The following is a 15,132-nucleotide window of genomic DNA, read 5'->3' as shown; positions in this document are numbered from 1 at the left end:
CCGCCGCGGCAAGCCGCGCCTCCCCCGGGATATTTTTAGGCCAGGTGAAGTATCAGGCGTTTTCGCGCAGGACGTTCCCAGCCAGATAGAGGGAACCGCAGATCAGGACGCGAGCCTGAGGATCATTGCCGACAATGGACTGAAGGGCATCTGTGACGCTGTCTGCAGTGGTCGTTGCCAGTCCTACCTGGGCGGCGGCGGCGGCGGTTTCATCCGCGCTAAGGGTTGCGGCCTCGCCCGGAATTGAAACGGCCGTCAGGCTTTGGCACTGATTGGCCAAGGGCTTTAGGTACCCGGTTACATCTTTTGTGTTCAGCATGCCGCAGATCATATGCGTTGGGCGTGACGGAAGTTTCGCAAGCACATCCGCAAGCGCAACACCCGCGGCGGCGTTGTGACCGCCATCCAGCCATAGTTCAGCATCTTGGGCTTGCTCGACCAAGGAACCCGACTTTAACCGTTGCATCCGTGCGGGCCATTCGGCCTTTGTTACTGCGGCCTCATACGCGTCGTCCCCCAGATCCAAATGACGCATGACGGCAAGGGCCGCGCCTGCGTTCTGAATCTGGTGCGCGCCCAGGAGGTTCGGCAGTGGCAGGTCACGGAGACCTGTTTCGTCCTGATACACGAGACGCCCGTTTTCTTCGACGACATGCCAGTGCTGGCCATGAATCAACAGGGGTGCGCCAAGGCGAGCGGCGGTGTATTCAATCACCTCCAGCGCTTCATCTTGTTGCGGCCCAACGATACAAGGGACCCCGGGTTTGATGATGCCCGCCTTCTCGGCCGCTATTTTTCCAAGGGTATTCCCCAGAAACTGTTCATGGTCGATGGATACAGGGGTGATTACTGTGACCGCAGGATTGTGCACGACGTTTGTCGCGTCCAGACGTCCACCCAATCCGACTTCGAGCAGGGTGTAATCCGCAGGCGTGCGTGCAAATGCTAGCAGCGCGGCGCAGGTTGTTATTTCAAAATACGTGATGGTATCGCCGTTATTCGCGGCGTAACACTCGTCCAGTACTTCGGTAAGTGCAGGTTCAGAAATCAATTCTCCGGCGAGGCGGATGCGTTCGTGAAACCGTGCCAGGTGAGGTGAGGTATAGGCATGGGCCTTAAGACCTGCCCCTTCCAACCCGGCGCGGATCATGGCCAGGGTCGACCCCTTGCCATTTGTTCCGGCAATATGGATGACGGGCGGTAGTTTTTCCTGCGGATAGTCCAATGCGACCAGCAAACGCCATACGCGGTCCAAGGTCAGGTCAATGATCTTGGGGTGAAGCGCCATCATCCGTTCGAGGATGAGGTCCGACGACTGAGGGGTCATTTCTCTTGTGCAGTGTCAGCCGGATTGCCGGGCTGTGCTTCTTCAGGTTTGGGGGCTGGAAGGTCACCTTTGACCGCAGGAGGTTGATTCATCAACATCCGCGTGATGGTGATCAGTTCCTCACGCATTTCTGTACGCGTGGTTACCCGGTCCAACATCCCATGATCCAAAAGGTATTCCGCGCGCTGGAACCCTTCGGGCAGCTTTTCGCGAATTGTTTGTTCAATAACGCGCGGCCCGGCAAAACAGATCAGAGCGTTGGGTTCTGAGATATGCACGTCGCCCAGCATCGCATATGATGCCGTAACCCCGCCGGTCGTCGGATGGGTCAGCACGACAATGTAAGGCAGGTTGGCTTCCTTGAGCATTTCGACTGCCACCGTTGTACGCGGCATTTGCATCAGGCTTAGTATGCCTTCCTGCATCCGTGCGCCACCCGCAGCCGAGAACAGGATCAGTGGGCGCTTGAGTTTTACGGCCTCTTGCGCGGCGGCAATGATGGCGTTGCCGACATACATGCCCATCGACCCACCCATGAAGGAAAAGTCTTGTGCGGCGGCAATAATCGGCGTGCGTCCGATTTCACCCTTGGCAACAAGCATCGCTTCTTTTTCGCCCGTCTTTTTCTGGGCCGCCTTCATGCGATCGGGATATTTTTTCTGATCCCGAAACTGCAGCGGGTCGTCTTTGGGGGCGGGAACGTCTACCTCGATGAAGATTCCGCCATCAAAAAGATGCTTGAACCGGTCCCGCGGCGTGATCGCCATGTGATGGTCGCACTGGGTACAGACATTTTGGTTTTCCGCCAGCTCGCGGTGAAACAGCATCGTCCCGCATTCGTTGCATTTGTGCCAAAGGTTTTCGGGCACTTCCCGACGCGAGAAGATCGAGTTGATCCGGGGGCGGACGTAATTTGTGATCCAGTTCATATCGGAACCTTGCTAGTGCGGCTTTGAGGTCAAATAAGACGCTGCGGAAAGAAATGCAATCAACGCCTGAGCGCAAGGCGTGCTGTCAGCCAGCCGACGATCATGACGGCGAAGTCTACATATAACCATCCGCGCACCATATCCGTGTCGGACATGTCATAGGGCAGAATGAAAAGGGCCAGGCCGCTCAAGTTGTCTGGCAACGAGATCAGCAGCAGCGCAATAAGGTTATTGAAGAAATGCAAGGCGATAGCCGGACCCAGTGTGCCGGACCGCGCCGTGAGGTCAGCCGCAAGCAGGCCGAACATGCAAGACCACAACGCGATCAGCCCCGCATTGTCCCCTGCAGCAGCCGGCGCGTAGTGGCCGAGGGCAAATAACAGGGACGGTAGTCCCATCCAAATGATGGGGGACTGGAACCGAGCTGCAAGGCTTTGTTGTATGTACCCGCGAAACAGCACTTCCTCGGCGCTGGTTTGAATCAGTACCGCTAGCAGCGACAGCGGCAACAGCATTAACCACGTGGAGAGACCCAGATTAGGGGTCAACGGAGCCCCCATGTCATAGGGTGGCAGGACTGCGATCACCAAACCAAGGATCAGCAGCGCGCGAAACACAACCCAGAATTGGCGCGCACTTCTTCGAAATGAGCCAAGAACAGAACCCAGCGACCTATTTTGAAGCCGCCGAACCGCCATCCTGACGCCTAGCGTGACGAAGCCAAAACTAGACAATAAAATAATCATCGCCAGCGGTGTAGACCCTGTCAAAAACCCTTCGGCCACCGCATTTGACCCAAAGCCCACAACCACGCTGAATAGAACGAGGTTCAGTACGGTGACCACAACAGCGACCAAGCCCAAGCCGACAAGCAGGCGCCAAAGCTCGGGCTTTGGGCGCGCTTCGGCAACCAGACCTTCATGTGCGGCGTAGTACGCTGGGCGGGGTTCAGACACGGTCACTTTCACCTTCTGCTAGGTCAAACTCTTCCCAGAATTCGGTTGAATCTTTGGTGGCGTTTATTTGATCTGCCAGAGAATTCAGATAACCCGCAACGGTTTCAAGCAATTGAACGGCCACACCTGCATCGCTTTCGACGACAGCGCGAAGTTCCTCCGCACCGATTCGAAGGAACGAACAGTCGCTGACCGCGACCAGATTCAACTGCCTTGGATCATTGGTTATGATTGAAAGATCGCCGATCAACCGGCCCGGCCCGACCGTTGAAATCGGACGGGAACCGCCGCCGTCTTCGGGCCATTCAAGACTGGCCTCACCGGAAATGCAAAGATACGCCGCATCCGGCGCTTGCCCGTGAGAGAATATCACCTGCCCGGCTGCCACATCATACCATTGCGCCGAAAACGCCAACAGGCGCTGGTTTTTGGCATCTATTCCGGCGAACAGTTCGGTCGATGAAATGATCTTCAGCTTGCGGCCCAGATCGCCGACAACGCTGGCGTCTTCCTCGGCGGTCGCTTTCGAGACACCGTCGATGCGCCCATCTTTGATCTCGACGAACAGGTCATAGGCTTCGGGATGGGCAAAGCTGTCCTCCATGAAGATCATGATCGAATCCGGCAACAACTCGCGCAGCTTCAGTCGCGTGCGCAGGCGGCTTTCGGAATCGTGGCTGGCCAGCGCCTTGTCGAGGATCAGCACATCGGGGCGCTTGATCCCCGCACGCGAGAAGGCGGCCCTTTCCTGGAAGACCGTCGGCAAGTTGTTTCCACCCAAGCCGGATGGCAGGTCATAGATGATGGCCGCTGCTCGGCGACGTAAACCGGCCTCGTTCATGGTTTCCGCAACAACATCCTCGATCTCATCCGCATGGGCCCCTGCCGTCAGTGAAATCCGACCAAACAGAGCATTCTCCATAGCCGTCATGCGCCCGATATAGGCATCAGGGTCTACGGGGATGAACATGCCATCCATTGATGTTCGCAGCCGTTCAGCCTGATTGCTTCGGATCGAAAGGATCTTTTCTTTGTATTCATCCGGGAAATCCGGGCCGATCTGCTCGGCCGTCAACAGGAAAGGGACCGTTAGCAGCAATGCGCGCTCGCGTTCGCTGATCGCGTCGTCGCCCTTAGCAATGCGCCGTTCCTCGATATCCAGCAGCCGATAGTACATCTCCTTGGTCATACCAAGGCGCAGGAACAGCGGGTGGTCTGTCCCGTCGCGCCCAAACGTGCGGTTAAGTGTCTTGAGAACCGCGCTTGAGATACCCATCGCGTCATCGTCCAACTCATGCGCGCGCAGCATGGACATGAACCGTCCGTCACCGGCCAGAATATCCGGAGAAATGTTCCGCGACGGAGCCGCATAAAGCAGGTTGCCGCCCAAGGGAACGGCTGGATTGAACCGATCCGGGTCGAACCGGTAAACATAGCGATCCAACCCTCTGTCCCTAAGCCGCTCGGCAACAACGTCGCGCAAACCCACGATGTCACGCGCAAGTGTCGGGTGCTGAACCGGGTCGAACTGGCTGCGCAACGTGCGGCGGAACATGAACTCGTCAATGCCCATCGCTTCAACAAGTTGGAACCACCAATCGCGGATTTCTTCGGCATCTTCCAGACCGGCCAGTCCGGGATCAATCCAGTCATCAGACAAGGAATCCACTGGGTTTCCGGCGCGTTCCGCTTCGATCTGCCATCGGCTAGGGGCCTTTTTTGCGTCTTCCTCATGCTGAGGATGGGTTCGCAGCGGCATAAGCAGGTTGTCCCCCAGCGTGCCATCAAACAGGTAAGGGCGAGAATATGCATATCCGATCCGCGCCGCGATCACAGCCTGATGCAAGCCCTGAAGATCGTGCCCTGCTATGACGACGTCCCCCTGAACCGGCAAAATTTCCCGGGTCAGCAATTGTGCCAAAGCGCTGCGTTCGGCCGCGTTTGATGACTTGATGGCCACACGGGCACCCTTGGGTATGGTCAAGTCGATGTCTTCCAGGACCGTCTTTCCGTCACCATCGCGAACGGTGATGTTCTGAAGCTGAATCGCGCCCGTGAGATGAGGAATGGTCTCGGGTTCGCCCAAAAACAACTCTTCGGGGATCATGTTGTCAGGCGCAAAACGCTCGGTCACAACTTCCCACCGCAGCGACATGTCCTGCACCTGATTGTAATAGGTCAGCAGGTCTTTCCACGGGCCGCTGAGATCCTTGTAAGCACCCAATGCGGCGACAAGCGCGCCCACAGTCACCTCGCCCTTGATCGCAAGATACCCGCCTACTGAATAGAACAGGAACGGCGTGATCTGCGTGATCAGGTTGTTGAGGAACTTCATGAAGAACTTCTTGTTGTAGATCTTGAAACGGATTTCGAACAAGGTTCCCAAACGGTGACTGAACTGTGCCAGGCGATACCGCCAACCGCCATTGGTGCGAAGATCACTGATCCCTGCCGCGCTTTCGCCGATCTCGGAACTCAGTCTGCGCACTTCCTGAATGCGATCTTTGTTCAGAAGGTTGATCTGCCGCTGTAGCTTAGGGATCAGCCAGGCCTGCAGCGGGATCAGTGCGATACTGGCCAAACCAAACCAGACGCTTTGCATGAACAGAAAAGTGACAATAGTCATCATCTGACCAAACTGAAACACCGGCTGTGCGATGGCGTCGCCCATCAGCCCGCCCATCGGCTCGGCCTCGGATGTGATCATGGATACCAACTCACCCTGACTGGTGGTGGCAAAATAGGACTTGGGAAACCGCATGGTACGATGGATCAGCGTAAAGCGCAGGCGGCGCAGCATCCGTTCGGCCAGCACGCCCTTCATTGTGTTGATCCGCATCTTCATCAATCCGCTGGCAATCACGGTCGCCAGAAACGCAACGCAGAGGATCAGAAGATACTGCACCTGCGTGAACGTCACGCCCATTACCGTCACGCTATCACTGGGCGCACCGATGGCATCGTTGATGATCTGCTTTGGCAGTTCGAGCGAGGCATAAAGAAACGGAAACGAGAATACAGTCAGAACCAGCAACACAAGCTGTTGTTTCTTTGAATATTTCCAGATGAATGAAAAAAGAGTGGGTTCCATGCCCCGGCCTTGTATCAAAAATTGGTATGCAGTTTTTCGGATGATCCACAGCAATCAGGTGCCGGACGGTACGCATAGACCCGGTTGATTGCAAGAACGCCGCCTGACGTATCAGAACGCCACCGGACTGCCCAGCCCAAAGCGTAATGGCGTTTCGCGAAAATTAATCCTGTTTGTTCGAATTCCGCTTTATCCTGATCGCTGTCTTTGACTAAAGAGAAGTACCTTAGGCGATAGGATTATGGGCAGACTTCTGGATCGCTATATACACCGCAAAGTTCTTGCGCGTTGGCGTCAGGCTGCACAGTCTGCATCAGACGCCGCGCCCGCGACTTTGCGCGCACAACGAGACGAGGCGCGCAGGCTGCGCGGTCACCTCGACCACTTGATTCACGAAGCAGACGGTCAACTGATGCGCCCGCTGATTGGCTCGTCTCAGTTTCCTAAGCCGCTGGGAACAGATTGGTACTGGCGGCCGGATCTTTGGCGGGGACCGCTGCCGCGTTCCGGTGTGGCATCGGCCCCTCGTAAAGTCACGGTGGATCAGCATGTGTCTTTGTTTCATGACTGCCGTTTGTCCGAGATTGGAATCCGACAAACGCGAAACACGCGGGACGCCGACCTTGCCGCATTTGGACTGAGCCTTGAAGTATTCGGGTTCACCGGATCATTTCTGTCCCTGACCGTTGATTTGCCTGTTGAGGCCACGCAAGGATTCAGCAAACAACATCTGGTGCGGGTTGACGTGCATGCCGAGGCAGAGCGCCCATCAAGCATCATGGCGCGGCTGAATATCCAGCACGGCCCAAATACCGATCAGGTCCTGCGTCCGCTTGACATATCCCACACCTGCAGCGTGGCAGATTTCGATCTTGCGCATTTACCTTTGAATGAACGGCGCATTGATAAGGTTTGGCTGGACTTGATCATGGACAATCCCGCAATGAACCGCATCATTCTGCGCGACCTGACCTTCTGCCGCCACTTCCGTGCCGATTTGTGAGTTACTTGGATATGACACCCCCTATTCTGACGCCCATCCGACTGGAAAACGGCATCTGGCACGGGCACCTTTCAGCAGAAACGGAACCTCGGATCGAAGTTCGGTATCTGGGGCAAGAACTGGATGGTGTTGCCTTGTCTCCGACCAAAGGCGGATGGGCTCTGAGCGTAGAAGTCCCCACCGCAGCCTTGTCCGACGGGGTCCACAGTTTTCTAATCGTGGACCGGGAAACGTCACAGAAACTTGCTGATTTCACTGTGATCGCTGGAACGGCGGCGGCTGACGACATAAGAGCCGAGGTCAACTTGCTGCGCGCCGAACTGGATATGTTGAAGCGCGCTTTCCGCCGGGTACAGACGTCGGGCGACTAGGCAATCGACCCCCCGGAGACCGCATAACCCTATCTTTCGGCTTGTTTCCATGCATCATAGATGCATTTTTCGGGAACAGGGTGCGTTCATGGACCGAGCCAGCATAATCAAGGTTATCGCGCTGATGGTGACAGGGTTCGGCATCGGCATCGACTTTACGGGTGCCTTGATATTGGTACCCGCGATCGAAAACAGCTTTGACGCTGATATCACCAGCACTCAGTGGGTGCTGAATATCTATGCCCTGTTTTTTGCCATGACCATGGTCGCGGGTGGCCGCATGGGGGATATGTTTGGCCATCGCAGGATGATGCTGATTGGCCTTTCAATCTTTCTGTTTTCCTCGGTCATGTGTTTTGTTTCGCCAAGCCTGGATTTTCTGATCGCGTCACGTGCCTTGCAGGGGATCGGCGCAGGATGCGTGTGGCCCTGCACTTTGGCCTTCGGTGCCACCAAGGTTTCCAAACCAGAACACAGAGCCATGATCATGGGTCTGATCCTTGCCAGCGTAACCACCGGCAATGTCTTCGGTCCGATGATCAGCGGCATGGCCGTCAGCTTTGGTGACTGGAGGATGTTCTTTCTGGCAAATGTCGTCTTCTCGACCATTTCGATGGTGACAGCTCTTGTTTTGATGGAGCGTGAAACTCAGCACAAAAAGGGCGAGCACCTGGATTTCGCTGGTATGGGCCTTCTTTCCTTTGCGGTTTTGTTACTGCTCTACGGGCTGGACGTGGGTGCCGATTGGGGATGGACGTCAGTCCCGTTACTAATGCTGTTCTTCGTCAGCGCCGTCTTGTTTTTCTTTTTCCCGATGGTCGAAAAGCGTGTGAAAGAGCCGTTGCTGATGCCGCAAATGATGCAGAACCGCGAGTTCCGAATTACGCTGGGCCTTAACATGTTCAATGTATCGGCGGCCTTTGTCGGATTGCTGTATTTCCCGCAATATATGCAAAAGGTTCTGGGCTGGTCGGTGTTTCATTCGGCGCTTGGCCTTGCCCCGCTGACCGTTTTGTTGGCCGTCGGGTCGATCGTTTCGGGTACGCTTTATAATGACTTTGGCCCCAAACGCCTGCTGCTCTGGGGTTATCTCATCGCAACCGTGGGTGCAGTCAGTATCGTCGTGATGCCCAGTGGCCTTGGCTATTTCCAGATTTTGCCCGGCATGGCGATGATTGGCTTGGGTGCCACGCTTACTGTCGGGCCCTCCGGCACGGCCGCTGTCTGCGCCGTCAAGCCTGAACGCGCGGGGCTGGTAGGCGGATTAAGCTTTATGACCCACCTGGTCTATGGGGCGATCTCGGTCGCCTGTGCAACGGCGATCATGTATGTCACCAGCCTGTCCAGTCTTGGCAAAAGGCTTTCCGAGGACGGCATCAACATGTCAGAGGCGGATCAAAGGGCCATTAACGGGGGAACCCTGACAACGGACTCAGCAAAGGCGGTCATGTCCAAGCTCAGTTCGGCAGAAGCGGAAAGCGTTAAGTCCGCAATCGCTGCAGCGTTCGACACCGGTATGAACATGGCGTTTGTCTTTGCCGCCATATCTGTTTCGGTGGGTGTCGTTCTGGCGATGATGCTAGACGAAGACAAGCTGCGCAGCGTCGAAAGCTGAGGGAAAGAAAAAGGGCCGCCAGTTGGCGGCCCTGGTATTTTATTGGGATGGCCCGTTTGGACTAAACGCTGAAAGACCCTTGAGAATGTCAATGGCATAGGCCAGTTGATAATCCTCTTCCCGTAGTTCAGCCGTTTCCTCGGCCTTGGCGCGATCTTCCTCTATCTGGCGAATCTCATCTTCGCTCAGACTGTCATTGTTCAGGCTGCCACGCAGATCAGCCTCGGACCGGGTGCGCGCATCGCTTTCGTCTTCTTCTGTTTCTGGCGCCGAACGCGGTTGCTCGACGATGATGTCCGGGCTGACACCAAGCGCCTGAATCGAGCGGCCCGACGGGGTATAGTAGCGCGACGTGGTCAGGCGCATTGCGCCGTCGCCCCGCAGAGGCATGACGGTCTGTACCGACCCTTTACCAAAGCTCTTAGTCCCAACAACAATCGCACGGCGGTGATCCTGAAGCGCACCTGCGACGATCTCGGACGCTGATGCAGATCCACCATTGATCAGCACGACAATTGGCTTGCCTTCGGCCAGATCGCCCGGCGTTGCATTAAACCGCTCGCCATCATTTGCGTCACGGCCGCGGGTCGAGACAATCTCGCCTTCGTTCAGGAAGGCATCAGACACTTTGATCGCCTGCGTCAACAGCCCGCCCGGGTTGTTCCTGAGGTCGAGGACAACGCCGTTGACCTTGTCGATACCGCCGATTTCGGCGATCTGCTCATTCAATCCTTCTTCCAGATTGGGGAAGGTCTGGTCGTTGAAAGTGGTTACACGCAGCACGACGCTTGTGCCTTCGGTCCGGGCGCGCACAGCAGTCAGCTTGATCGTGTCGCGGATGATGGTGACGTCAAAAGGATCAGTTTCACCTTCCCGGACGACCGTGATGATAATCTCGGACCCGACAGGGCCGCGCATCAGGTCAACGGCCTTATCCAGCGTCAGCCCCAAGATGCTTTCGCCATCAACATGCGTGATGAAGTCTCCTGCCTCGATCCCCGCCTCATCCGCCGGAGTACCGTCGATGGGTGAGACGACTTTTACAAAGCCTTCTTCCTGTGTGACCTCGATGCCCAACCCACCGAACTCACCCCGGGTTTGGACGCGCATCTGCTCGGCGTCATCAGGCGACAGATAGCTTGAATGCGGGTCCAGCGATGTCAGCATCCCGTCAATCGCGGCTTCAATCAGTTCTTCGGGCTCAACCTCTTCGACATATTGCGCGCGAATGCGTTCAAAAATATCGCCAAACAGGTCCAGTTGCTCATACACGCTGGCCTTGTTTTCGGCCTCTTGAGCAAGCAGGGGACCGGCAATCTGTGTCGTTGCGACGATACCTGCCAGGGTTCCGGCCAAACCGGCCATCACAAATTTCTTCATACTCGTTTATCCATCCTTGTCGGTCCGAAACCAAGATTCCGGGTCCACGGGGCTGTTATCTTGTCTTACCTCTATATAGAGCGTTTCTGACCGCTCAGTTCCAGTGCCATCACCGCTTGTTGACAAAATAGCGCCTATTTCTGGTGTTTCCCCGGGCATCAACCCGACCGGAGTGCCCTCGGGGATCACTTGTCCGGTCTCGCCATAAACCTCCTGCAAGCCTGCAAAAACGAACAGCAGTCCCGGCTGAGGTTCAAGAATTATCAGGTTGCCAAGTTCCAACAAAGGCCCGCGATATCGAATGGTTGCGGCAGTTGGCGACGTGACAATCGCGCGTGGCCGGGTTGCCAGGACGATACCTGGTCGGGTGACACCTGCAGCATCAGATTCGTTGGCGTGGTGCAAAATGACACCCCGCGCTGGCAGAGCGATCTGGCCTTGTCGGTTTGAAACATTCGCATCGGTCTGCGCGATTTCACCTTCCGATATTTCCGACAATCCGCTGGCAAACCCTTCCAGAGTTTCGGTCGAGGAAATCAGAATGGCGGTGCGGATCGGGTCTTCTACAAATCTGCGGGGCAAGTCCGTTCTATCAGAGATCGCTTCGCTCAACTTGGTGCGCGCGGTCTGCACCCCAACCAACCCTTCGGTCAGGGTTTCAGACGCGTTCTGCTGCAAAAGGCGCAGCGTCTGAACCTCATGCAGGTTTTCGGCCAATGCCTGTGCGCGGGCATTCAAGGCCGGAGTGACTTCGGACAGCATCATCCCGGCGCGCGCCGACCCCAACGGGCCAGACGGGTGCAGCATGAGAACCGGCGGCGCGGTTGTCTCAATGGTTTGAAGGACACCCAATAGCTGGGCCACATCCTCTTCGCGTGCGTGCAGTTCGGCGGTCAATTGGGCCTCACGCGTGGCGGCCCGGCGCAAACCGTCCCGCATTGCTGAAAGCCCGGCTTCATAGGCCTGTATTGTCGCAGTCAGTGCGCGTACGCGATCTCGGGCACTGTCAGCTTCGGTCAGTGCAATTGACGCCTGTTCAAGTTTGCGCGCGGCGTTCAGCGCAGCCGTCGACGGATCAGTCTGTGCGCTGGCAGGCGACGTGAGAGCCATCGCCAGAATAAGCGCGCGAAGCGTCATGACAACAAACTCTGCCCGGTCATCTCTGGCGGCTGGTCAATATTCATCAGGGCTAGAAGCGTGGGTGCCAGATCAGACAAACGCCCATCCCGCAGCGACGCACCGGATGGGCCGCCAATCAAAGCAACCGGCACCGGGTTCAGCGTGTGAGCAGTGTGGGGTCCACCGGTTTCTGGGTCGACCATCACCTCGCAGTTTCCGTGATCAGCCGTCACGATCATCGCCCCGCCCGCCCTTTCAAGCGCCGCAACTACCTGTGCGAGCCCCTGATCCACCGCTTCGCATGCCTTGATCGCGGCCTGTAGATCGCCTGTGTGTCCAACCATATCCGGGTTGGCATAGTTTGTGACAATCAGGTCATAACCTTCTTCAATTGCTTCAACGAATTTGGCTGTGACGTCTGCAGAAGACATTTCGGGCTGTAGGTCATAGGTCGCGACTTTGGGCGATTTGGGCATAAAGCGATCCTCGCCCGATTCCGGGGTTTCCTTGCCACCATTCAGGAAAAAGGTGACGTGCGGGTATTTTTCGGTCTCTGCCAGACGGAACTGGCGCAGTCCCTGTTTGGCCACCCATTCGCCCAGCGTGTTTACGATATCGCGCTTAGGGAAGACGGTGGTCATATAGGCGTTGTGGCCGTCGGAATATTCGACCATGCCCAAAAGCGCGGATAGCTGCGGGCGCGGCCCCGTTTCAAAGTCACCAAAGCCGGGTTCCCCGATGGCGCGCAATATTTCGCGCGCGCGGTCAGCGCGGAAGTTCAAGCAGAAGAACCCGTCTCCGTCTTTTACGCCATCGAATTCAGCCAACACCGTCGGCACAATGAACTCGTCGGTTTCTGACTGGTTGTATGCGTGGTCAATCGCGCCATGCGCTGTGGCTGCCGCTCGCCCCTGCCCTTTGATCATCGCGCCGTATGCTTCGCTGACGCGTTCCCAGCGGTTGTCGCGGTCCATCGCAAAATAGCGCCCGCTGACTGTCACAATACGTGCACCTTCCGGCAACCGGCCTTCCAGTTCTGCAACGTAGGTAAACGCAGATTTTGGGGCCACATCGCGGCCGTCGGTTACAGCGTGCAAAGCCACCGGAACTCCGGCATCCGTGATCGCCTTTGCCGCGGCGACTATATGGTTCAGGTGCCCGTGTACGCCCCCGTCCGAAACCAGACCCATCAGGTGTGCCGTGCCACCTGACGCTTTCACCTTGGTGATGAAGGCTTGCAGCGCCTCGTTTTCGAAGAACGAGCCATCTTCAATCGCCAGATCAATCTGCCCCAGATCCATCGCCACAACGCGCCCGGCACCGATATTGGTATGGCCAACTTCGGAATTGCCCATCTGACCACTGGGCAGCCCAACATCCGGGCCATGCGTGATCAAGGTCGCGTGCGGCCCGTTCGCCATGATCTTGTCAAAGGTTGGCGTGTTCGCCAGCAAGGGTGCATTGGCGGTCGTGTCCTTTGACAGACCCCAACCATCAAGAATACACAGGACAACTGGTTTGGGGGCGGTCATTTCGGCTCTCCGGATTATCTGCTCTTGGTTGGTCTTGTATCGTCTGGCCTGCGGCGGGTGAACCGCCTTTATTCCGTTAAGCCTAAGAATTCATACAGCGGGCTAGTCTTTGCTGGTGAGCTCCCGGTAAGGCCGTGCTGTCCGGCTCCGGTACTTCACCGTCAGTTCCAGCGGAGCGTCGTTTTCATCGTAGACCCCGACCACGACTCCGCGCCCTCGGCTTTTGGTGCGCATTTCGATCAACTGTTGCTCGGACCGGGTGGTGCGCTGCGACTGGCGACGTGTCCATCTGAAAAGATGCGAATACATGTCCGCGATAACGTCTTCATGATCCGCAGAGCCACCCAAATCGTTCAGTTCATTCGGGTCATTCTCCAGATCAAACAGTAATGGGCGATGCCCGCCTTCGCAGTGGATCAGTTTCCACTTTTTGTTGGCGACCATGAACATCACGGCATCCCGAACTGACGCGTTCAGCTTGTCCGCAATCGGAGACGCAGAATAGTCGTATTCGCAGATCACTACATCCCGAGGTGTTTCCGTGCGCAGACCGTGTAGGATCGGCAACAGGGAATGCCCTTCCAGAATGTGATACGCAATTTCTTGGCCAGTTACGTCAACGAAAGTTGGGGCAAGGTCGATCGATTCGACCAGAGCATCACAAACCGTTCCGCGCGTGCTGTCGGCTTCGGGCGAAGGGTCGTAAATGATCAGGGGAACCTTGGTCGAGGCATCATGGAAGAACGTCTTTTCCCCCATCCAGTGATCGCCCAGAAAATCTCCGTGGTCCGAGGTCAGAACGATCATGGTATCGTCCATCCGACCGGTCTCTTCCATCCACTCAAACAAGCGGCCCATCTGATCGTCCGCCTGTTTGATCAATCCCATATAGGCCGGGATCACGGCGTCCCGAACGTCTTCGCGGGAAAAAGCCTGCCCCACCTTGGTGTCCATAAAGGCCCTGAGGATCGGATGGGCGTTCTGCCGCTCGGTTTCAGCGCGGACAACGGGCAGCATATGTTCAGGCCCATACATCGAGGCGTAAGGTTCCGGCACAATGTATGGCCAGTGGGGTTTGATGAAGCTCAGGTGACAACACCACGGACCGGCATGAGATCTCATGAACTCGATCCCCCGTCCGGTCAGGTACGGCGTTTCGCTGTCTTCCTCGGCGATGTTGGCGGGCTCGGTCGAGTTTTTCAGAAACCAGCCCGACAAGACATTGCCGTCCGCATCCAAACCGGAATTGGCAAAGTCATGCCAGGGATTGTCACTCTCATAACCCTTGGCGGTCAGAAACTTGTTGTATTCCTTCGCGCCGTCAGGGTCGTAATACCCATCCGGCCCTTCTGGAAGCATCCCGTCGTCGCGTTCAAACACATCGAAGCCGCATTCTGCTACGCGCGCGCCGATCAGGCTGTCAGGCTCCAGACCCAGCCGCGCCATGCCATCGGCATCTGCCCGCATATGAGTCTTCCCGACCAGGCAACACTCCATCCCGGCTTTGCGCAGATGATCCCCCATTGTCATTTCACCTACCTTGAGCGGAATGCCGTTCCAGGACGCACCGTGCGAATGCACATAGCGCCCGGTATAGGTGGACATGCGCGACGACCCGCAGATCGGCGACTGGATATAGGCGCGATCAAAACGCACCCCACGCGCTGCCAATCGGTCAATATTTGGGGTGTGTAAGTGTAGGTGGCCGTAGCAACTCAGGTAATCCCAGCGGAGCTGGTCAAACATTATGAACAGAATGTTTTTAGCTTTGGCCAACGCGATGCCTCCCCGATCGTCAGGGTCGCAGAT

At 56.6% G+C, this 15,132-nt stretch carries 11 protein-coding genes; 3 read left to right on the top strand and 8 right to left on the bottom strand.

Going from position 1 to position 15,132, the window contains the following annotated elements:
• Positions 1-52 precede the first annotated feature (52 nt).
• The 4 genes from ACT2B1_RS19135 to ACT2B1_RS19120 are packed head-to-tail and all read right to left on the bottom strand — an operon-like array spanning position 53 to position 6,303.
• Positions 53-1,327: a bifunctional folylpolyglutamate synthase/dihydrofolate synthase gene (locus ACT2B1_RS19135; protein ID WP_481669170.1), complete on the bottom strand. Its 1,275-nt coding sequence runs from the start codon at positions 1,325-1,327 to the stop codon at positions 53-55.
• Positions 1,324-2,256: an acetyl-CoA carboxylase, carboxyltransferase subunit beta gene (gene accD, locus ACT2B1_RS19130; RefSeq protein WP_481669169.1), complete on the bottom strand. Its 933-nt coding sequence runs from the start codon at positions 2,254-2,256 to the stop codon at positions 1,324-1,326. The genes ACT2B1_RS19135 and accD overlap by 4 nt, the downstream gene beginning before the upstream one ends.
• A gap of 59 nt (positions 2,257-2,315) precedes the next feature.
• Positions 2,316-3,212 carry a CPBP family intramembrane glutamic endopeptidase gene (locus ACT2B1_RS19125; RefSeq protein WP_481669168.1) on the bottom strand — a complete coding sequence of 299 codons (897 nt, stop codon included), beginning with the start codon at positions 3,210-3,212 and terminating at the stop codon, positions 2,316-2,318.
• Complete coding sequence (locus tag ACT2B1_RS19120) at positions 3,205-6,303, bottom strand: ABC transporter transmembrane domain-containing protein (RefSeq protein ID WP_481669167.1); 3,099 nt, start codon at positions 6,301-6,303, stop codon at positions 3,205-3,207. The genes ACT2B1_RS19125 and ACT2B1_RS19120 overlap by 8 nt, the downstream gene beginning before the upstream one ends.
• A 241-nt stretch (positions 6,304-6,544) precedes the next feature.
• Between ACT2B1_RS19120 and ACT2B1_RS19115 the strand changes: the two genes are divergently transcribed.
• The 3 genes from ACT2B1_RS19115 to ACT2B1_RS19105 all read left to right on the top strand — a co-directional run bounded on the left by ACT2B1_RS19115 (position 6,545) and on the right by ACT2B1_RS19105 (position 9,292).
• Entirely contained in the window at positions 6,545-7,306 is a 762-nt protein-coding gene (locus ACT2B1_RS19115; RefSeq protein WP_171241316.1) for a DUF6478 family protein, read from the top strand.
• Positions 7,307-7,317: 11 nt separating this feature from the next.
• Positions 7,318-7,677 carry a hypothetical protein gene (locus ACT2B1_RS19110; protein WP_171241315.1) on the top strand — a complete coding sequence of 120 codons (360 nt, stop codon included), beginning with the start codon at positions 7,318-7,320 and terminating at the stop codon, positions 7,675-7,677.
• Between the two features lie 88 nt (positions 7,678-7,765).
• Positions 7,766-9,292 carry an MFS transporter gene (locus tag ACT2B1_RS19105; RefSeq protein WP_481669166.1) on the top strand — a complete coding sequence of 509 codons (1,527 nt, stop codon included), beginning with the start codon at positions 7,766-7,768 and terminating at the stop codon, positions 9,290-9,292.
• A gap of 39 nt (positions 9,293-9,331) precedes the next feature.
• On the opposite strand, the gene ACT2B1_RS19100 is transcribed toward ACT2B1_RS19105, so the two are convergent.
• The 4 genes from ACT2B1_RS19100 to ACT2B1_RS19085 all read right to left on the bottom strand — a co-directional run bounded on the left by ACT2B1_RS19100 (position 9,332) and on the right by ACT2B1_RS19085 (position 15,099).
• Positions 9,332-10,672 (bottom strand): S41 family peptidase, encoded by a 1,341-nt coding sequence (locus ACT2B1_RS19100; RefSeq protein ID WP_171125663.1) that lies wholly within the window; start codon positions 10,670-10,672, stop codon positions 9,332-9,334.
• Between the two features lie 6 nt (positions 10,673-10,678).
• Entirely contained in the window at positions 10,679-11,809 is a 1,131-nt protein-coding gene (locus ACT2B1_RS19095; RefSeq protein WP_171126778.1) for a murein hydrolase activator EnvC family protein, read from the bottom strand.
• Complete coding sequence (gene gpmI / locus ACT2B1_RS19090) at positions 11,806-13,323, bottom strand: 2,3-bisphosphoglycerate-independent phosphoglycerate mutase (RefSeq protein ID WP_481669165.1); 1,518 nt, start codon at positions 13,321-13,323, stop codon at positions 11,806-11,808. Before gpmI ends, ACT2B1_RS19095 begins: the two co-directional genes overlap by 4 nt.
• 102 nt (positions 13,324-13,425) lie before the next feature.
• Positions 13,426-15,099, bottom strand: a complete 1,674-nt coding sequence (locus ACT2B1_RS19085; RefSeq protein ID WP_171125657.1) for a sulfatase-like hydrolase/transferase — start codon at positions 15,097-15,099, stop codon at positions 13,426-13,428.
• Positions 15,100-15,132 lie beyond the last annotated feature (33 nt).

The organism is Ruegeria sp. S263 (assembly GCF_056780525.1).
Note: the sequence above shows the minus strand (reverse complement) of the source record. Positions and strands in the feature narration are given on the sequence as shown.

Coding starts and splice junctions, on each gene's coding strand:
- ACT2B1_RS19135 (WP_481669170.1), bottom strand. CDS start 1,327: ATGACCCCTCAGTCGTCGGACCTCATCCTCGAACGGATGATGGCGCTT.
- ACT2B1_RS19120 (WP_481669167.1), bottom strand. CDS start 6,303: ATGGAACCCACTCTTTTTTCATTCATCTGGAAATATTCAAAGAAACAA.
- gpmI (WP_481669165.1), bottom strand. CDS start 13,323: ATGACCGCCCCCAAACCAGTTGTCCTGTGTATTCTTGATGGTTGGGGT.
- ACT2B1_RS19100 (WP_171125663.1), bottom strand. CDS start 10,672: ATGAAGAAATTTGTGATGGCCGGTTTGGCCGGAACCCTGGCAGGTATC.
- ACT2B1_RS19105 (WP_481669166.1), top strand. CDS start 7,766: ATGGACCGAGCCAGCATAATCAAGGTTATCGCGCTGATGGTGACAGGG.
- ACT2B1_RS19095 (WP_171126778.1), bottom strand. CDS start 11,809: ATGACGCTTCGCGCGCTTATTCTGGCGATGGCTCTCACGTCGCCTGCC.
- ACT2B1_RS19110 (WP_171241315.1), top strand. CDS start 7,318: ATGACACCCCCTATTCTGACGCCCATCCGACTGGAAAACGGCATCTGG.
- ACT2B1_RS19115 (WP_171241316.1), top strand. CDS start 6,545: ATGGGCAGACTTCTGGATCGCTATATACACCGCAAAGTTCTTGCGCGT.
- accD (WP_481669169.1), bottom strand. CDS start 2,256: ATGAACTGGATCACAAATTACGTCCGCCCCCGGATCAACTCGATCTTC.